The sequence below is a fragment of the Streptomyces sp. NPDC051738 genome (assembly GCF_044453205.1).
In the GTDB taxonomy this organism is placed as follows: Bacteria; Actinomycetota; Actinomycetes; order Streptomycetales; family Streptomycetaceae; genus Streptomyces.
This window is the reverse complement of the sequence record NZ_JBITCM010000030.1, coordinates 44,018-62,110: the sequence shown is the minus strand read 5'-3', so window position 1 is coordinate 62,110 and position 18,093 is coordinate 44,018. Positions and strand designations below refer to the sequence as shown.

12 protein-coding genes are annotated in these 18,093 nt (G+C 72.2%); 6 read left to right on the top strand and 6 right to left on the bottom strand.

Annotated features, from left to right (window positions below; all coding sequences use genetic code 11):
* Positions 1-8: 8 nt before the first annotated feature.
* Together ACIA8X_RS42955 and ACIA8X_RS42950 are read left to right on the top strand one after the other, a co-directional pair.
* The gene (locus tag ACIA8X_RS42955) at positions 9-2,312 is read left to right on the top strand and encodes an MMPL family transporter (protein ID WP_399460583.1); all 2,304 of its coding nucleotides are present in this window, start codon (positions 9-11) and stop codon (positions 2,310-2,312) included.
* A complete protein-coding gene (locus ACIA8X_RS42950) occupies positions 2,309-6,889 on the top strand; it encodes a type I polyketide synthase (RefSeq protein WP_399460582.1) in 4,581 nt (1,526 codons plus the stop codon). Before ACIA8X_RS42955 ends, ACIA8X_RS42950 begins: the two co-directional genes overlap by 4 nt.
* Before the next feature lie 57 nt (positions 6,890-6,946).
* Here the strand turns inward: ACIA8X_RS42950 and ACIA8X_RS42945 are convergent, their stop codons facing one another.
* Complete coding sequence (locus ACIA8X_RS42945; protein WP_393459406.1) at positions 6,947-8,155, bottom strand: pyridoxal phosphate-dependent aminotransferase; 1,209 nt, start codon at positions 8,153-8,155, stop codon at positions 6,947-6,949.
* 86 nt (positions 8,156-8,241) lie between these two features.
* On the opposite strand from ACIA8X_RS42945, the gene ACIA8X_RS42940 reads away from it, so the two are divergent.
* Positions 8,242-8,883, top strand: a complete 642-nt coding sequence (locus ACIA8X_RS42940) for a winged helix-turn-helix transcriptional regulator (protein ID WP_399460581.1) — start codon at positions 8,242-8,244, stop codon at positions 8,881-8,883.
* Between the two features lie 66 nt (positions 8,884-8,949).
* Here the strand turns inward: ACIA8X_RS42940 and ACIA8X_RS42935 are convergent, their stop codons facing one another.
* From ACIA8X_RS42935 to ACIA8X_RS42925, 3 genes are all read right to left on the bottom strand, one after another.
* Positions 8,950-9,753 carry a hypothetical protein gene (locus ACIA8X_RS42935; RefSeq protein ID WP_399460580.1) on the bottom strand — a complete coding sequence of 268 codons (804 nt, stop codon included), beginning with the start codon at positions 9,751-9,753 and terminating at the stop codon, positions 8,950-8,952.
* Positions 9,753-11,018, bottom strand: a complete 1,266-nt coding sequence (locus tag ACIA8X_RS42930; protein ID WP_399460579.1) for a VWA domain-containing protein — start codon at positions 11,016-11,018, stop codon at positions 9,753-9,755. The genes ACIA8X_RS42935 and ACIA8X_RS42930 overlap by 1 nt, the downstream gene beginning before the upstream one ends.
* Before the next feature lie 67 nt (positions 11,019-11,085).
* Positions 11,086-12,591, bottom strand: coding sequence for an IucA/IucC family protein (locus ACIA8X_RS42925; RefSeq protein ID WP_399460578.1), 1,506 nt, complete (start codon positions 12,589-12,591; stop codon positions 11,086-11,088).
* 94 nt (positions 12,592-12,685) lie between these two features.
* Between ACIA8X_RS42925 and ACIA8X_RS42920 the strand changes: the two genes are divergently transcribed.
* The 3 genes from ACIA8X_RS42920 (at position 12,686) to ACIA8X_RS42910 (ending at position 15,475) form a co-directional block, all read left to right on the top strand.
* Positions 12,686-14,215 carry an IucA/IucC family protein gene (locus tag ACIA8X_RS42920; RefSeq protein WP_393459391.1) on the top strand — a complete coding sequence of 510 codons (1,530 nt, stop codon included), beginning with the start codon at positions 12,686-12,688 and terminating at the stop codon, positions 14,213-14,215.
* 70 nt (positions 14,216-14,285) lie between these two features.
* Positions 14,286-15,200: a HipA family kinase gene (locus ACIA8X_RS42915; RefSeq protein ID WP_399460577.1), complete on the top strand. Its 915-nt coding sequence runs from the start codon at positions 14,286-14,288 to the stop codon at positions 15,198-15,200.
* Entirely contained in the window at positions 15,197-15,475 is a 279-nt protein-coding gene (locus ACIA8X_RS42910) for a SelT/SelW/SelH family protein (RefSeq protein WP_393459385.1), read from the top strand. The genes ACIA8X_RS42915 and ACIA8X_RS42910 overlap by 4 nt, the downstream gene beginning before the upstream one ends.
* Positions 15,476-15,479: 4 nt before the next feature.
* Here the strand turns inward: ACIA8X_RS42910 and aceB are convergent, their stop codons facing one another.
* The gene (gene aceB / locus ACIA8X_RS42905; RefSeq protein ID WP_399460576.1) at positions 15,480-17,102 is read right to left on the bottom strand and encodes a malate synthase A; all 1,623 of its coding nucleotides are present in this window, start codon (positions 17,100-17,102) and stop codon (positions 15,480-15,482) included.
* 210 nt (positions 17,103-17,312) lie between these two features.
* Entirely contained in the window at positions 17,313-17,915 is a 603-nt protein-coding gene (locus ACIA8X_RS42900; RefSeq protein ID WP_393459379.1) for an NTP transferase domain-containing protein, read from the bottom strand.
* Between the last annotated feature and the right edge of the window lie 178 nt (positions 17,916-18,093).

Sequence of the window (18,093 nt, the reverse complement as noted above, 5' to 3'; positions counted from 1 at the left end):
GAGGACACATGTACCGCTGGCTGGGTGCCGTAGCGACCCGTCGTCCCCGACTGGTGCTGCTCGCCGCGCTGGGCTTCCTCGTCCTGTCGGTGGTGGTCGGCTCGGGGGCGCCGGACCGGTTGAAGACCCAGGGATACGACGACCCCTCGTCCGACTCGAGTTTCGCGGCCCGCATGACCGCCGAGTACCGGGGAACGGCGCCGAACCTGTTCGTGGTGGTGCGGGCCCCCCACGACGGCGTCGACGGCCTCGCCGCTCGCAGCGACGGGCGCGAACTGACCCAGCGTCTCGCCGCCCAGCCACACGTGAGCGACGTGTCCTCGTACTGGAGCGGCGGGGCCACCGACCTGCGCAGTCGGGACGGCCGCTCGGCCCTGCTGCTCGCACACGTCGACGGCGAGGGAGAGCGACTCGGCTCCCGTGCCGAGCAGGTGCGCGAGACCCTGTCGGCCTGGACCGCGGACGGACCGTCCGCACTGACGGTGCACGTGGGCGGGGCGGCGCTCGCCGAGGCAGAGATGCAGGACATCACCGACTCCGACCTGAAGCGGGCCGAGGCCGTCGTCCTGCCGGGCACCCTCGTGCTGCTGGTCCTGGTGTTCGGCGGTGTGGTGGCAGCGGCCCTGCCCCTGCTGATCGGGATCCTGGCCATCGGCGGGACCCTGCTGATCCTGAGCCTCCTCGGCAGCGTCACCGATGTGTCGGTGTTCGCGCTGAACCTCACCACCGCGCTCGGCCTCGGCCTCGGCATCGACTACGGGCTGCTGATCGTCTCCCGGTTCCGGGAGGAGCTCGGCGCGGGGCACGCGCCGCGCGAAGCCGTCCTTCGGACCGTGAACGCCGCGGGACACACCGTCTTCTTCAGCGCCGCGACCGTCTGCGCGGCGCTGTCCACCCTGCTCGTCTTCCCGCCGTACTTCCTGCGCTCCTTCGCCTACGCGGGCATGGCCGTGGTGGCCGTCGCGGCGGTCGCGGCCACCACGGTCCTGCCGGCGCTGCTGTTGCTGCTCGGCCGGCGCGTGAACGCGTGGGCGGTGCCGTGGCGCCGCAGCGCCAGGGCCGGCTCCGCCTCGCGCTTCTGGGAGCGGTTGACCCGGATCGTCGTACGCCGCCCGCTGCTCGCCGCGCTTCCGGTCCTGGCCCTGCTGGCGGTGCTCGCGGCACCGTTCACCCACGCGGGGTTCGCGACCCCCGACGACCGGGCGCTGCCGCGGAGCGCGTCCAGCCGGCAGGCCGGGGACCTCGTGCGCGGCGAGTTCGGCGGCGGGAACGCAGGCGCCCTCACCGTGTTCACCACCAGCTCCACGCCCGAGGTCGCGCTCGACTACGCCCCGCGGCTGTCGGCCCTGCCGGGCGTGGCCGAGGTCAGGGGGCCGTCCGGCGTGTGGCGGGACGGTGAGCCGGTCACCGGAAACGGCAGCGCCGCGACCGGCCTCGCGCCGTCCGGTGCCGGCGGCCCGGCGATCCTCTCCGTGGTGCCCTCGGTGGACCCGCGCTCGGACGCCGCCCAGCGGCTGGTCCGCGACATCCGCAGGACGCCCACGCCCGCGGGCACCGACATCCACGTAGGCGGTCCCAGCGCGGTGCTGGTCGACGCCAAGGACACGGTCGCCGGGCGGCTGCCACTGGCGGCCGCCATGATCACCGTCAGCACGTTCGTGCTGCTGTTCCTCTTCTCCCGCAGCCTGCTCCTTCCGCTGAAGGCCATCGCGCTGAACTGCCTGAGCCTCGCGGCGGTCCTCGGCGCCATGGTGTGGATCTTCCAGGACGGACACCTGCAGACCCTGCTCGGTTTCACCCCCGGACCGCTCAGCACCACCATGCCGGTGCTGCTGTTCTGCATCGTCTTCGGGCTCTCGGTCGACTACGAGGTCTTCGTCCTGGCCCGCATCAAGGAGGCACACGACGCCGGGCAGAACACCGCCGACTCGATCGTGACCGGGGTCGCCCGCACCGGCGGCATCGTCACGGCGGCCGGCGCCCTGCTCGCCTTCACCCTGCTGGGCTTCGGCACCTCCGAGGTGGCCCTGCTGCAGTTCTTCGGGATCGGCGCGGCCTTCGGCATCCTCCTCGACGCGACCCTCGTGCGCGGAGTCCTCGTACCGGCGCTCATGCGCCTCGCCGGCGGCCTGAACTGGTGGGCGCCGCGCGCCCTCGGAGGCGGTACGCCGGCTCGCCCGCCCCCTCCGCCCCCTCCGCCCCCTCCGCCTTCTCCACCGCCCCCTCCGCCCCCGCCCGCACATCCCTCCCATGACCTTCCCGCCCTGGCCGCCCCGCCTCGGGCACCCGAACCCAAGCAGGTCTCCCCATGAGTGACAGCGCCAACGACATCGCTGACCACAGCTCCAACGACAGCTCCAACGACATCGCCATCGTCGGACTCGGCTGCCGCTTCCCCGGCGCCCGCGACAGCCAGGCGTACTGGAAGCTCCTCCTCGGCGGAGAGCGGCAGTTCGCCCCAGTGCCCAAGGACCGCTGGAACCACGACACCTTCCACGCACCCGCCGACCGGCGCGCCACCGACACGGCGTACACCGACCAGGTCGCCTTCCTGGACGAAGTGGACCGCTTCGACGCCCTGCACTACGGCCTGCCGCCGCGCCGCGTCGAGGCCATGGACCCGCAGCACCGGCTGATGCTCGACGTGACCCGCGAGGCCCTCGACGACGCCGGTCTTGGCCGGGGCGGCTTCGACCGGGAGAACACCGGCGTCTTCTTCGGCCTGTCGGTGTCCGACTACAAGGAGCTCATGGCGGCCCGCCTGCGGGCCATCGCCCTCGCCGACGGCTCCCTCGGCGGCGCGGCCGACCCCGGTCTCCTGCGGGCGCTGAAGGACCGGGCCACCGAGCAGCTCGGTCCCGTCCAGGCCTTCGCGCTGCCGGGGAGCCTGCTCAACATGGCGCCCGCCACGGTGAGCCGGCACTTCGACCTCGGCGGCCCCAGCTTCGCCGTCGACGCCGCCTGCTCCAGCGCACTGGTCGCCCTCGACCAGGCCGTACTCCACCTGCGCAGCGGGTCCTGCGCGACGGCTGTCGTCGGCGGTGTCTACCTCAGCCTCACCCCGGACAGCCTCGTGGGCTTCTCCCGCCTGGGCGCCCTGTCGGCCAGCGGGGTCTGCCGCCCGTTCGACGAGCGGGCCGACGGCTTCGTCCTCGGCGAGGGCGCCGGCGCCGTCGTCGTACGGCCGCTGCAGGACGCACTCGCCGCAGGTGACCGTGTCTACGCCGTCATCAAGGGCATCGGCGCGGCGAACGACGGCACCACCCCGGGGCCCCTGGTTCCCACCCCCGAAGGCCAGCTGCGGGCCATGCGCCGCGCCTACGCCGACGCGGGAGTGCCGGCCTCCGCCGTGGGCTTCATCGAGGCCCACGGCACGGGCACCTCCGTCGGCGACCGCGTCGAGGTGGAGGCGCTGCGCCGACTGCGGACCGAGCACGCGGACGGGGACCCCGGCCCGTGCCACCTCTCCTCGGCCAAGGCGCTCATCGGCCACTCGCTGTCCGCGGCGGGCATCGCCGGGCTGATCAAGACGGCCCTGGTCGTGCACCGCCGTACGGTCGTGCCGCAGCCGGACTTCAGCCCTCACCCGGATCTCGGGCTGGACGCCGCCGGCCTGCGCATCGCCGACACCGCCCGGCCGTGGCCGGACGGCGACGCCCCGCGCTGTGCGGCCGTCAGCTCCTTCGGCTTCGGCGGTACGAACGTCCACGTCGTCCTCCAGGAGGCCCCGGCACCGGCCCCCGCACTACGCCCGGTCCGCACCAGGTCCGTGGCCGAGCCCCACCTCGCCCTGATCTCGGCGGGCGGGCAGGAGACGCTACAGGAGCACATCGGGGCACTGCTCGACACCCTGGAGCACACGCCCACGCCGTCGATGGCGGCGGTGGCCCACACCCTGGGCGGGCGCGAGCCGCTGCCGAGCAGACTCGCGATCGTGGCCGCCGACCCGGCCGAGTTCACCGAGCGGCTGCGGCGGGCGGGCCGGCAGCTGGCCGACGGCGCCCGGGGCGATCTCGGCGACGGTGCCTTCGCGGCCGACGCTCCGCTGGCGCCCGCCGAGCGGCGTATCGCCTTCGTCTTTCCCGGCCAGGGCAGTCAGCGGCCGGGCATGATGCGGGACCTCCGCCAGAGGTTCCCCGAGTTCCGGCAGACCGTCGACGGGCTGGGCGCGACGGCGCGGCAGGCCGCCGGTGTCGACGTCGCCGGTCTGCTGTACGGCGGGACGGCGGACGACACCGACGAGGACCCGGAGCGCAGGCTGCGGCTGTCCCGCACAGAGGTGTGCCAGCCCCTGCTGGGCACCGTGCAGATCGCCGCCACCCGGCTGCTGGCCGCGTGCGGGGTCGCGCCCGACCTCGTACTCGGCCACAGCGTCGGGGAGTTCGCGGCGGCCGCTGCGGCCGGTGTGCTCACCGACGCCGAGACCGTACGGCTGCTGGCCCATCGCGGCGCGATGCTGCGGGACGCGGAGGGCGAGCCTCGTGGCGGGATGCTCGCCGTGCAGACCGACGAGGAGACCTGCCGTGAACTCGTGCGGGACATCGACAGCGTATGGCTCGCGTGCTTCAACCAGCCGAGGCAGATCGTGGTCAGCGGCGGCAAGGAGGGGCTCGGCGCGCTGCGACGCGTCTGCGCGGAGGCGGGTGTCGTGACGGCCCCGCTCGACGTGTCGAACGCCTTTCACTCCCCGCGGCTGGCGCGGGCCGACGACGCCATGCGTACGGACCTCGAACGGCGTCACCTCGCCGCTCCCCGTATGCCGTTCGTCTCGGCGGTGAGCGGGACGGTGTGCGACGAGCCCGAGCTGCTGCGCGAGCTGTGGGCGCGGCACGCGTCCGCGCCGGTCCGCTTCGGTGACGCCGTGCGCGGCGCCTACGACGCGGGCGCCCGCGTCTTCCTCCAGGTGGCGGGCGGCGGTTCGCTCCTCACCTCGGTCCGCCGCAACCTCGCCGACCGGGGCGACATCCACGTCGTCGCCGCCGACGGCACGGCGCCGGACGACACGTACGGGTTCCTGCGGGCCCTCGCCCGGCTCGCGGTCCTGGGCGTCCCGGTCGAGCCCCGGGCCCTGGTGCGGGAGCGGGAACGCCGGCTGCTGGACCTGCCGGTGGCCCGGCTGGAGGCGCAGCCCTACTGGGTGCCGCAGGCGCGGCCCGTGCGCGACGGGGCTCGCTCCAGTGCCCCCGTTCCGGCCTCGACGAACAAGGAGAACCCGATGTACGAACTGCTCGACCTCATCCAGCAACAGGTGTCGGCTCTCAGGCGCCTCAGCGAGACGCTGCCCGCGACCGTTGCCCCTGATGCCGCCCCCGCTCCCGCTCCGGCCTCGGCCCCCGCTCCCGCCCCCGATGCGGAGGGCGCCGTGTTCGCACAGATCGCCCGCATCAGCGCGTTTCCGGTGGACCATCTGCGTGGCGATCAACTGCTCGTCGAGGAACTCGGCTTCGACTCACTGATGCTGACCGACCTGTTCGCGTCGCTCAGGCGACGGTGGCCGTCCCTGAAGGTCGACGAGGAATGTGCCCGGCCGACAGTTGGAAGCGTCGTCGCGATGATCACGGGCACCGCCGAGCCGGCCGAACCGGTCCCGCCTCCCACCGTCACACCTCCCACCACCACAGCCCCCACCCCCGCGGTCCCCGCACCCCCCGAGAAGCAGACCCGCATCGAGTGCTTCCCGGAGGTCACCGCACACCACGAGCGCATGGGCACACTGAGCCGACTCCAGTTGCCCAACCCCTACTTCCTGGTCCACGAGGGCGGCATGACGGACCGTACGGTCGTCGACGGCCGGGAGCTCATCTCCTTCTCCGGCTACAACTACCTGGGCCTGGCAACGCACCCCCAGGTGACCGAGTCGGTCAAGGATGCCGTCGATCGGTGCGGCACGTCGGCATCCGCCAGCCGGCTGCTGTCCGGCAGCCGTCCGCTCCACGTGCGGCTGGAGAACGAACTCGCCCGCACACTCGGGACGGAGGACGCCATCACCATGGTGAGCGGACACGCCACCAACGTCACCGTGATCGGGCATCTCGTCGGGCCCGGCGATCTGATCGTCCACGACGCGCTCGCCCACGACAGCGTCCTACAGGGCTGCCGGCTCTCCGGCGCGACCCGACGTCCCTTCCCGCACAACGACGCCGCTGCCCTGGACGCCCTCCTCACCCAGGTCCGTCACCAGTACCGCCGGGTACTCGTCGTGGTCGAGGGCGTGTACAGCATGGACGGCGACATCGCCGCCCTGCCGGAGCTCATCGAGGTCAAGCGCCGGCACGGGGCGCTGCTGATGGTCGACGAGGCGCACAGCATCGGAGTGCTCGGAGCCACCGGGCGGGGCGTCGGCGAGTACTTCGACGTCGAGCGGTCGGACGTCGACCTGTGGATGGGCACCCTGTCCAAGGCCCTGGCCGGGTGCGGTGGTTATGTCGCCGCGAGCCGCGCCGTCGTCGAGTACCTCCGGTACACCGCCCCGGGCTTCGTCTACAGCGCCGGCATGACACCCGCCAACACGGCCGCCTCGCTGGCCGCGCTGCGGCTGATGCGGGCCGAGCCGGAGCGGCTCGCGCGGCTGAGGGACAACTCCGCGCTGTTCGTGCGCCTGGCCCGCGAGGCGGGCATCGACACCGGGGCCAGCCACGACACCCCGATCGTGCCGTGTGTCGTCGGGGATTCGGAACACACGCTGCGGCTGGCCCGGGCGCTCTTCCGGCTGGGCGTCAGCGTCAACCCGATCCTGCACCCGGCGGTCCCCGAGGAGTTGGCCCGACTGCGGTTCTTCGTCACGTGCGACCACACGCCCGACCAGATCCGGTTCACCGTGGCGGCGTTGCAGCGGGAACTGCGGGAACCGCGGGAGCTGCGGGACGCCGGCGTCGCCCGCGCCGCGTGATCCGCGCGGCGTGACCTCGCGCCGCGTGCCCCCCCCTGCCGTCATCCTCGCACCGCGCTACTGGCGGTACCCGCTCAGGAACCGCCCGATCCGCCCGATCGCCGCCTCCAGGTCCTCCGCGTACGGCAGGGTCAGGATCCGGAAGTGGTCGGGGGTCGGCCAGTTGAAGCCGGTGCCCTGGACGACCTGGATCTTCTCCCGCAGCAGCAGGTCCAGGACGAACTTCTCGTCGTCGTGGATCTTGTGCACCTTGGGGTCGAGGCGCGGGAAGGCGTACAGCGCGCCCTTCGGCTTCACGCACGACACACCCGGGATCTCGTTGAGCTTCTCCCAGACCACGTCGCGCTGTTCGCGCAGGCGGCCACCGGGCTCGGTCAGGTCCCGGATCGACTGGCGACCGCCGAGGGCGGCCTGGATGGCGTACTGGGCGGGCGCGTTGGCGCACAGGCGCATGGAGGCCAGCATCGTCAGGCCCTCCAGATAGTCCTTGGCGTGCTGCTTCGGGCCGGTGACCACCAGCCAGCCGGAGCGGAAGCCCGCCACCCGGTAGGTCTTCGACAGGCCGCAGAAGGTGAGGACCACCAGGTCGGGGGCGAGGGCGGCGGCCGAGTGGTGCACGGCGTCGTCGTAGAGGATCTGGTCGTAGATCTCGTCGGCGAAGACCATGAGGCCGTGGCGGCGGGCCAGGTCGAGGATGCCCTCGACGATCTCCTTGGGGTAGACCGCGCCGGTGGGGTTGTTCGGGTTGATGATGACCAGGGCCTTGGTGCGGTCCGTGATCTTCGAGGCCATGTCGTCCAGGTCGGGGTACCACTCGGCCTGCTCGTCGCAGAGGTAGTGCACCGCCTTGCCGCCGGCGAGGGTCGTCACCGCCGTCCACAGCGGGAAGTCCGGGGCCGGGATGAGGATTTCGTCGCCGTCCTCGATCAGCGCCTGTACGGCCATGGAGACCAGCTCGGAGACGCCGTTGCCGAGGAAGACGTCGTCGACGCCGACCTCGAGGCCGAGCGTCTGATAGCGCTGGGCGACGGCCCGGCGGGCGGAGAGGATGCCGCGCGAGTCGGTGTAGCCGTGCGCCTGGGGGAGCATCCGGATCATGTCCTGGAGGATCTCCTCCGGCGCCTCGAAGCCGAAGAGCGCGGGGTTGCCGGTGTTCAGGCGCAGCACGCTGTGGCCCGCCTTCTCCAGTGCGTCGGCGTGCTCGATCACCGGGCCGCGGATCTCGTAGCAGACCTCGCTGAGCTTGTTCGACTGCCGGAACTCCATGCGCGCTCGCCCTCCGGTTTCGTGTGTTGCTTGGTTTTACCAAGTTCCAGCTTGGAAAGTCCAACAACATGTCTAGACTGCGTCGCATGTCACCTCGCCGAAGCTACGACCAGTACTGTTCCGCCGCCCGCGCGCTCGACGTGGTCGGCGACCGCTGGACCCTGCTGATCGTCCGGGAACTGCTGGCCGGCCCACGGCGCTACACCGACCTGCACGCCGATCTGCCGGGCGTCAGCACGGACGTGCTCGCGTCGCGGCTGAAGGACATGGAGCGCGACGGCATCAGCACGCGCCGCAAGCTGCCCCCGCCCGGAGCGGCGTACGTCTACGAACTCACCCCGCGCGGGCGCCAGTTGCTGCCCGTGCTCCAGGCGCTGGGGGAGTGGGGCCAGGCCGAACTCGGCGAGCGGCGCCCCACCGACGCCGTACGCGCGCACTGGTTCGCGCTGCCGCTGCTGCGAGCCCTGCGGGAGAACGGGGACGGCGGCGAGGGACTCGTCGAAGTCCGGCTGGAGGAGGGGGACTTCCACCTGTACGTCGGCGCCGAGGACGGGCCGGTCTACAGGGACGGGCCCGCTCCGGGGGAGCCGGATGCGCGGCTGGCGCTGGACTCGGGGACGTGTGAGGCGGTCGCGCGAGGGGAGTTGAGTGTCGTCGACGCCGTGCGGGGCGGACGTATCGAGGTCACCGGCGAAGGCACGCTCGCGAAGGCGCTCAAGGAGTCGTGAACGGCCAAGGGGCCCACCGCCCTCGCGGTGAGCCCCTTGTGACGGGATGTCAGGCAACCTGGGATGTCAGGCGCCCGGCGGCACCCGGGTCGGCCGCCCTGCCCCGCGGGACAGCGCGTAGCCGCCGATGCCCGCGAGCGCGGCCAGCGCGCCGCCGATCGCCGTCCACACCCATCGGTCGGACCACCAGCCGGAGGCCCAGCCGTCCTCGGGCTCGATGCTGGACAGTACCGCCGAGGCCGACGAACTCTCCTCGTCCTCCTGCGACTTCACGGCCACACCCGGCACGAGCGGCTGCGCCAGCGCCCCGTCCACCGCGGCCGAACCGCCGATGTCCTCGGAGTCGACCCGGACCTCGGCGTCGACCGGCAGCCCGAGGTCGGAGGTGGGTACGTCCACGGCCGTCAGCCGGATGTAGTACGTGCCCGGCAGCGGGTCATCGGCCCACTGCTCCGACCAGGCCCGCACGGTACGCAGGACGCAGGTCAGCTCGACCGAGGCGGAGTCCGCCGCCGCGGTGCGCGTCTGGGCGCCGTACTGGCAGGCCTGACGGCGGCGCAGGCCGTCGTAGACATCGACCTGCCAGGTCTCGGCGGCGTGCGTGTCCGGCAGCTTCACCGTCGCCTTGACGGTGGGGCGCTGTCCGGCGTCCGCCGGGAACGACCAGTACAGGTAGTCGCCCGTGGAGGCACCGGCCGTGGCCGTCTGCCCCTGCTCGATCTCGGTCGCCGTACGGAAGGAGGTGCCCGCCTCGGTCGGCGCGCCGTCGTCCTCCGAAGCGCTCGGCGACGGCGAGGAGTCGGCGACCGCCGGGGCGACCGCCAGCCCGAGCATCAGTATCGCCGCGCTCAACACACTTGTGATCCGCATCAGTTGGTCCTCCAGACCGCGACCCGCCAGCGTGACACCCAGCCCCAGACGAGACCGGCGAGGAAGCCGGTGAGGATCAGCGCGCCGAGCAGCCACCAGCCGCGCCCGAGGCCGAAGGAGGCCACGTCGCTCGACTGCGACGGCCCGTCCACGACGTCGACCGTCAGCTCCAGCGGCAGACCGGGCTTGCTCTGCACCCCGGAGCCCGCCGAGAAGGAGTGGGTGACCTGGAGGCACACGGTCTCGGCGGTCGCGGTGTCCTCGTCGTCGACCTCGGCCTTCGGGTAGCGCAGGCCGGTCGACATGACATCCGTACGGCCGTTGCCCGCCGCCTCACCGCGCACGATCTCGCGACCCTGGACCGTGACGGCCCGCAGCAGCACGCCGTACGACGGGTTCACGGCCCGGTCGGCCGACACGCTCACCGACGCGCGCAGCTCCTGGCCGGGCTGCACGTCCACGCGGTACCAGCGCTGCTGCCCGAACTCCTCGCGGTCGGTGTACAGGCCGGACTTCAGCGTGGGCGCCTTCGCGCACTGGTCCGCGCCCGTCGTCGCGACCGGCGTCACCACCGGATCGGCAGCACGGTCCACCAACTGGTTGACCTTGTCGGCGAGTTCCTCGGTGTGCTCTACGGAGGTGAACGTGCCGCCGGTCGCCTCGGCGATGCAGCTCAACTGCTGCCGCATCTTGGTGTTCGGGACCAGGCCGAGGGTGTCGATGGTCAGGCCGATGCCCTTGGCGGCGATCTCCCGGGCCACCTCGCACGGGTCGAGCGGGGCGCAGGTGTCCTCGCCGTCGCTGATCAGCACGATGCGCTTGGAGCCCTCGCCGCCGTCGAGGTCGTCGGCCGCCTTCAGCAGCGCGGGGCCGATCGGCGTCCAGCCGGTGGGTGCCAGGGTCGCCACCGCCGCCTTCGCCTCGGTGCGGTCCAGCGGGCCGACCGGGTAGAGCTGCGCGGTGTCCTTGCAGCCCGTCCTGCGGTCGTCGCCCGGGTAGTTGGCGCCGAGCGTGCGGATGCCGAGCTGAACGTCTTCGGGCGTCGCGTCGAGCACCTCGTTGAAGGCCTGCTTCGCGGCGGACATCCGGGACTGGCCGTCGATGTCCTTGGCGCGCATCGAGCCGCTCACGTCGAGGACGAGGTCGACCTTGGGCGCCATCGCGCTGGTCTCATCGGCTACCGCCCCGGCCGGGAACGCCATCCCGGCCGCGAGCGCGGCGAGCAGGGCACAGGCCCCGGTCGCCAGCCGTGTTCTTGTGATCATCGGCGGATCTTATTGATCAGAGGTGTCCCGCTTCAAAACGAGCTCAGAACATCGTTCAGAACACCGTTCAGAACACCTCGGTGACCAGCGGATTGGGCAGCTGGGCCCACTGGTCCCCGGGCAGCCCCGGCGACAGCCGCATCAGCGTCAGCGCCTTCGTGGGCAGCGGCTCGTGGCGCAGCGCGGCGAGATCGACGGTGCCCGGCAGATCCCGTACGACCGCCTGCAGCGCCGCGCGGAGCGCCGCGCCCGACCCCGCCGTACTCGCGAGCGCCCCCGCCACCAGCGAGCCGAACAGCTTGCGGCGCAGGGCCGTCACGTCGTCCGTGACGATCCGACCGGTCAGCTCAGGCACCGGGATTCCGTGCCGGGCCAGCCGGGCCGGGCTGACGCGGATGTCGGCGAGGTCGCGGTAGACCAGGCGCACGGGGGAGCCGTTCGGCGACAGCACCACGAGCAGGTTCTGGCCGTGCGCTTCCAGCGCCACGCCCAGGTCCATCAACCGCAGCCCCACGGTGAGCGCGAGACGTGTGAACTCCGCGAGCCACGCCGGGGATTCGGGCAGCTCGGTGGTGGCGAGTGCGGCCACCGGTACGACCCGCTCGCCGGGCCCCGCGTACACCTGCGGCGACTCGCGCACCACCGCCGCCAGATCGGGCGAGTCGGCGGTGGCTGCCCCCAGCGTGCGGGTGACGTGCAGCAGCCCGTCCATGCGGGCCGCCAGGGTCTCCGCGAAGTCCGACAGCGTGGCCGACAGGCCGATCGAGTACACCGAGATGTCCCGCACCGACGACGTCAGCCGGGCGCTCAACGCGGTCTTGACGTGCGGGCCTTCGGGGAGGGCGAGCGTGCGCAGGGACATCAGCGGGTGCCCGGGCATCCCTCCCTCGTAAGGACGCTTGAGCACATGCTCGGCCTGCCACGGATGCACCGGGATCAGCAGCCGCTCCCCGTCCCGCATCCCCTCCGGCCACTCCCCGGTCACCAGGCACCCGTCCGCCCGCACCGGCACAAGACACAGCGTGACGACCGCCCGGTGCTCCGGCCCGTACGCCAGCTGCTCGGCGACCGAGAAGCCGGGCCGGGAACGGCAGTTGGGGTGGAAGGGATGCCCGTCGACCACCCGCTGCTCCCACTCCCAGTCGCGCGTCGGCCACTCTTTCGAGTGGGCGTCCTGCCCGGCCCGCGACAGCGCCAACGAGGCGACGCTGTGGCCGAGTTCGGCGACGAAGGACGTACCGTGCGGCACGGAGAGGTCGGTCAGCAGCCGGGCCGGATCGTCGTACGACATCCCGTCGAGGCGTACGGCGGTGACGTAGGCGGCGGTGGCGAACGGGTCCGCGTGTGGGCCGTGCAAGCGGCGGCCGTCGGAGAGGCGCAGGGTGAGGCCTTGACGGCCCGGCTCGCGGCGCTCGATCCAGGGCAGCGGCTCGTACGCCAGCGCACGCCACAGCCGGGTCAGCACGGCGGCCCGGGCACCGGGAACCTCGGCTGCGTACCGCGACGCGAGTTCGGGGCGTACGTCGGCCAGTTCTGCGGCGACTTCGGCCTCGGCGCTGGGGGGACGGTGCACGGGCGGGCTCCTCGGGTACGAGTAGGGCGTCGGGGCAGGCACCGACGACAGACATACTGATCGTCTTCCCGCCTGAACGGACTGTAGAGAACGAGTGGATCGCGTGCACCTCAACCCTCCACCCGCCGCCGACGTCGCGGAACGCGCCGACGCCCACGCGGTCGCGCCCCTGCTCAACTGTCTGCTGCGGGAGGTGGCCGAACCACACGGAGGGTCTGCACCACATGGCGGGTCCGGACCACATGGAGGTTCCGGCGAGCTGCGCGTGTACCGGCTGCCCGGCTCGGGCAGCCTGCTGCGGGTCCGCGGCGAGCGGCGGCCCGCCGAACCCGAGGTGCACGCGGCCGGCACCTGGCAGCGCCTCGGACACACCGAGCTCGTCAAGCTCGTCGCCGACGAACTGCGCCGCCACACCGGTCTGTCCAACCACGAACTGCCCGCCGAGATGATCGACAGCCGGGACGCGGTGGCCGCGTTGCTCACGGCACGCGCGCGTGCGACGCCGCCGGACGACGCCTACCTGCGCTCCGAGCAGTCCCTCCTCACCGGCCACCCCCACCACCCCGCCCCCAAGGCGCGCGGCGGCGGCCCGGTCGCGGCCTGGCTGCCGTACGCCCCCGAGGCGCACGCCCGCTTCCCGCTGACGCTGCTCGGCCTGCGCGAGGACACGGTCGTCGAGGAGGGCGACACCTCGGCCCTCGACGCCCTCGGCGAGGCCCCGCCCGGGTACCGGCTGCTGCCCGCGCATCCCTGGCAGCTCGACCTGGTCGGCCTCGCCGACGCCTTCGCCGACGGCCGTCTGATCCGGCTCGGCACGACCGGCTGCGACGCCTGGCCCACGGCCGCGATCCGCACGCTGTACGCCCCCGAGCGCGACCTGTTCCTGAAGTTCAGCCTGGACGTGCGCATCACGAACGACATCCGCCGCCTGTGGCGCCACGACCTGCTGAAACTCCGCAGGACCGATACGGCGGCGTCCCGCGCGTTCACGACGGGCCCCGCGGCCTGGCTGTCCGACCGCGGCTACCGCACCGCCGACTTCGCGTTCGAGGAGCTGGCGGTCCTCGTGCGCGACGGCTTCCACGGCCACCTGGCGCCCGGCGCCACCCCGCTGCTCGCCGCCGGCCTCGTGGAGGGCTTCGAGGGCAGCCCGCTCGACGGGGCGACGGATCCGACGGCCTGGTGGGCGGCGTACCTGCGCGCGGTCGTACCGCCCGCCCTCGCGGCCTTCGCCGACCACAGCGTCGTACTGGAGGCGCATCTGCAGAACACGCTGGTCGCCGTCGACGCGGACGGCACCCCCGTGCAGGCGCTGTTCCGGGACGCCGAGGGCGTGAAGCTGCTGCCGGACGTGTCCCGTGCGGCCGGCTGGGAACGGCTGGTGTACACCCTGGTCGTGAACCATCTGTGCGAGGTCGCGGCGGCCCTCGCCGAGCGCAACCCGGGCCTCGACCCCTGGCCCGCCGTCCGCCGCGAACTGGCACGCCACGACCTCCCGGAGATCACGGCCCTGCTCACCGCGCCCACCCTCCCCGGCAAGACCAACCTGCTGCTGCGCTGGACCGGCGCGGACGGCGCGGACGCGCGCTATCTGCCGCTGCCGAACCCGCTGGCCGTGACGTGACTTGAACCCACCGGCGACGACATGACCTGAACCCGCCGGCGATCACACGACCTGACTTACCCTGGCCGGTGTGCTGCGCGAAGTGACTGCTGTTCGATATGTGACCCCCCTACGGTCCGGAGGCTCCGTGCCCGGAGTCTTCGAGGCCGACGACCTGGGCACGTACGTCGTCAAGTTCACCGGCTCCGCGCAGGGCCGCAAGGCGCTGGTCGCCGAGGTGATCGTGGGCGAGCTGGCCCGCGCGCTCGGGCTGCGCTTCCCCGAGTTGGTCCTGGTCCACTTCGATCCCGCGATCGCGGAGCACGAGCCGCACCAGGAGGTTCGGGAGCTGCACGCGGCCAGCGGGGGCGTCAACCTCGGCATGGACTACCTGCCGGGCGCGCGGGACTTCACGCCCGAGGTGGCCAAGAGCTTCCGCGTGGACCCGCTGGAGGCCGGCCGGATCGTCTGGCTGGACGCCCTGACCGCGAACGTCGACCGTACGGTCCACAGCTCGAACCTGATGGTCTGGCCGACGCTCGGTATCGCACCCCCGCACCTGTGGCTGATCGACCACGGAGCGGCCCTGGTCTTCCACCACCGCTGGGACGGCACCGACCCCGAGAAGGCGTACGACTTCCGCCACCACGCCCTCGGCCACTACGCCCCGGACGTGCGCGCCGCCGACGCGGAGCTCGCGCCCAGGGTGACCGAGGAACTGCTGCGCGGGATCGTGGCCGAGGTGCCGGACGCCTGGCTGACCGCCGAGGCGGGCCTCACGACGCCCGACGCGGTCCGCGAGGCGTACGTCGGCTACCTCCACGCGCGCGTGCGGGCGTCCTCGGCCTGGCTCCCCACAGACTTCCCCACCCGGGAGGAACTCGCCGCCGAGGAGGCCCTCCGGGCGGCGAAGACACAGCAAGGCCGGCCGAAGTGGCTGCAGCGGGTGCCCGACCTGCACGGCAAACCGGCCGCGGAACAGGATTGGTCGGTGCACCTCGGATGAGTGGCCGTGTCGAGATCGAGTACTGCACGCAGTGCCGCTGGCTGCCCCGCGCGGCCTGGCTGGCGCAGGAACTGCTCACCACCTTCGAGGCGGAGCTGTCCGAGCTGGCGCTGAAGCCCGGCAAGGGCGGGGTGTTCGTCGTGCGCGTCGACGACGAGGTGGTCTGGGACCGCCGCGGCCAGGGCTTCCCGGAACCGACGGCCGTGAAGCAGGCCGTACGCGACCGAGTGGCCCCGGGAAAGACCCTGGGCCACTCGGACAAACCAACTTCCTGAGGGCTCAGCCCTTCAGCTGCTCGTAGGCCGGCAGCGTCAGGAAGTCCGCGTAGTCCTCGTCGAGGGAGACCTCCAGGAGCAGGTCGTGGGCCTGCTGCCAGTGGCCGGCCGCGAAGGCCTCCTCGCCGATCTCGGCGCGGATGTTCGCCAGTTCCTCGGCGGCGACCTTGCGGGCCAGCTCCGGAGTGGCGTGCTCGCCGTTCTCGAACTCGACGCCCGCGTTGATCCACTGCCAGATCTGGGAGCGGGAGATCTCGGCGGTGGCCGCGTCCTCCATGAGGTTGAAGATGGCGACGGCGCCGAGGCCGCGCAGCCAGGCCTCGATGTAGCGGATGCCGACCTGGACGGCGTTGACCAGGCCCGGGTACGTCGGCTTGGCGTCCAGCGAGTCGACGGCGATCAGGTCGTCGGCCTGCACGGAGACGTCCTCGCGGAGGCGGTCCTTCTGGTTCGGCTTCTCGCCGAGGACCTTGTCGAAGGACTCCATGGCGATCGGGACCAGGTCGGGGTGAGCCACCCATGAGCCGTCGAAGCCGTCGCCGGCCTCGCGGTCCTTGTCGGCGCGGACCTTCTCGAAGGCCACCTTGTTGACCTCGGCGTCCCGGCGGGACGGGATGAAGGCCGCCATGCCGCCGATCGCGTGCGCGCCGCGCTTGTGGCAGGTGCGGACCAGGAGTTCGGTGTACGCCCGCATGAACGGGGCCGTCATCGTCACCGCGTTGCGGTCCGGGAGGACGAACTTGGCGCCGCCGTCACGGAAGTTCTTGACGATGGAGAACAGGTAGTCCCAGCGGCCGGCGTTCAACCCGGAGGCGTGGTCGCGGAGTTCGTAGAGGATCTCCTCCATCTCGTACGCCGCCGTGATCGTCTCGATCAGGACGGTCGCGCGGATGGTGCCCTGCGGGATGCCGACGTAGTCCTGCGCGAAGACGAACACGTCGTTCCAGAGGCGGGCCTCCAGGTGCGACTCCGTCTTCGGGAGGTAGAAGTACGGGCCCTTGCCGAGGTCGAGCAGGCGCTGCGCGTTGTGGAAGAAGTACAGGCCGAAGTCGACGAAGGCGCCGGGGACCTGCTCGCCGTCGATCTGGAGGTGGCGCTCGTTCAGGTGCCAGCCGCGCGGGCGCATGACGACCGTCGCGAGCTCCTCGTCGGCCTTGAGGGCGTACGACTTGCCCGACTTCGGGTCCGTGAAGTCGATGTTCCGGGTGTAGGCGTCCGCCAGGTTGATCTGGCCCAGGACGACGTTCTCCCAGGTGGGCGCGGAGGCGTCCTCGAAGTCGGCGAGCCAGATCTTCGCGCCCGAGTTGAGGGCGTTGATGGTCATCTTGCGGTCGGTGGGGCCGGTGATCTCGACCCGGCGGTCCTGCAGCGCGGGCGGGCAGGGGCCCACCTTCCAGGAGTCGTCCGCGCGGATCGCGGCGGTCTCCGGGAGGAAGTCGAGCGTGGAGGTGCGGGCGATCTCGGCGCGGCGCTCCGCGCGACGGGCGAGCAGTTCGTCGCGCCGGGGCGTGAACCGGCGGTGCAGCTCGGCCACGAAGGCGAGGGCCGCCTCGTTAAGGACCTCCTCCTGCCGGGGCAGGGGCTCGGCGTCGACGATGGCCAGCGGGGACGGCGCTGGTGCGGACATGAGCTGTCACTTCCTTCAGCGAGCTACGTGAACGAGCTGTCGAGCTTCTGGCACCGGGTGCCAGTCTTCCCGGATACGGCTGAGAACGCCCGGGGAACGGTCGGGCGCTTCTGAACAGTGGATACTAGTTTCCTCATGGTGGAAGTTCAATCGTTTGTTGATGTCGAGATTCTCTGAGTCGAGGAAAGACGGCGCTCAGTGCCACCTCGCTCACTCAAGGTGGCCCAGGTCGGCCTCCGTGTCGATGTCATAGGGCAGCGCCACGTCCCGACACTCGACGAGCGTGATCGCCCCCTCGTGCTCCTTCAGATAGGCGCGTGCTCCCCGGTCGCCGGTCGCGGTCGCCGCGATGCCCGCCCAGTGGGCGGCGCCGAAGAGCACGGGATGCCCGCGTACCCCGTCGTAGGCGGCCGAGACCAGTGACCGCTCGCTCTCGTACGCGGCGAGCACCCGGGCCACCGCTTCGGGCCCGATGCCGGGTTGGTCGACGAGCGAGACGAGCGCCGCCCGTGCCCCCGTCCCGGCGAGCGAGTCGAGTCCGGCGCGTAGGGAGGAGCCCATTCCGTCGGCCCAGTCCGGGTTCTCCACCAGGACGCAGTCACCGAGCTCGGCCTGTTCCCGTACGGCGGCGGCCCGTGCGCCCAGCACCACGTGCACGCGGGCACAGCCGGCCGTGCGCAGCACCCCGACGGCGTGCTCGACGAGCGGTCGGCCGCGGTGCCGCAGCAGCGCCTTGGGCCGTCCGCCGAGCCGTCGTCCACCGCCGGCGGCGAGGAGCAGACCGGCGACCGGGGGCGCGTCTTTCTCCGTCATGCGTCCTGCATACCTGACACATGCGCGCGTGCCCGACTTCCAACGACTGAATTTCCGCCCGCGCGGTGGCGCATCGGCAACGGGTGGCGTTTACTGACCCGCGTCCCCGGCGCCCGACCAACGCCAGGGTCGCTCTATGGGGGAGCGGGACTACTGGCGCACAACGGCGTGCGAGGGG

Bases quoted from the DNA above. Each gene is read 5' to 3' on its own strand.
- ACIA8X_RS42900 (WP_393459379.1), bottom strand. From the start codon at position 17,915: ATGACGGAGAAAGACGCGCCCCCGGTCGCCGGTCTGCTCCTCGCCGCC.
- ACIA8X_RS42930 (WP_399460579.1), bottom strand. From the start codon at position 11,018: ATGATCACAAGAACACGGCTGGCGACCGGGGCCTGTGCCCTGCTCGCC.
- ACIA8X_RS42945 (WP_393459406.1), bottom strand. From the start codon at position 8,155: ATGGAGTTCCGGCAGTCGAACAAGCTCAGCGAGGTCTGCTACGAGATC.
- ACIA8X_RS42910 (WP_393459385.1), top strand. From the start codon at position 15,197: ATGAGTGGCCGTGTCGAGATCGAGTACTGCACGCAGTGCCGCTGGCTG.
- ACIA8X_RS42935 (WP_399460580.1), bottom strand. From the start codon at position 9,753: ATGCGGATCACAAGTGTGTTGAGCGCGGCGATACTGATGCTCGGGCTG.
- ACIA8X_RS42950 (WP_399460582.1), top strand. From the start codon at position 2,309: ATGAGTGACAGCGCCAACGACATCGCTGACCACAGCTCCAACGACAGC.
- aceB (WP_399460576.1), bottom strand. From the start codon at position 17,102: ATGTCCGCACCAGCGCCGTCCCCGCTGGCCATCGTCGACGCCGAGCCC.
- ACIA8X_RS42955 (WP_399460583.1), top strand. From the start codon at position 9: ATGTACCGCTGGCTGGGTGCCGTAGCGACCCGTCGTCCCCGACTGGTG.
- ACIA8X_RS42940 (WP_399460581.1), top strand. From the start codon at position 8,242: ATGTCACCTCGCCGAAGCTACGACCAGTACTGTTCCGCCGCCCGCGCG.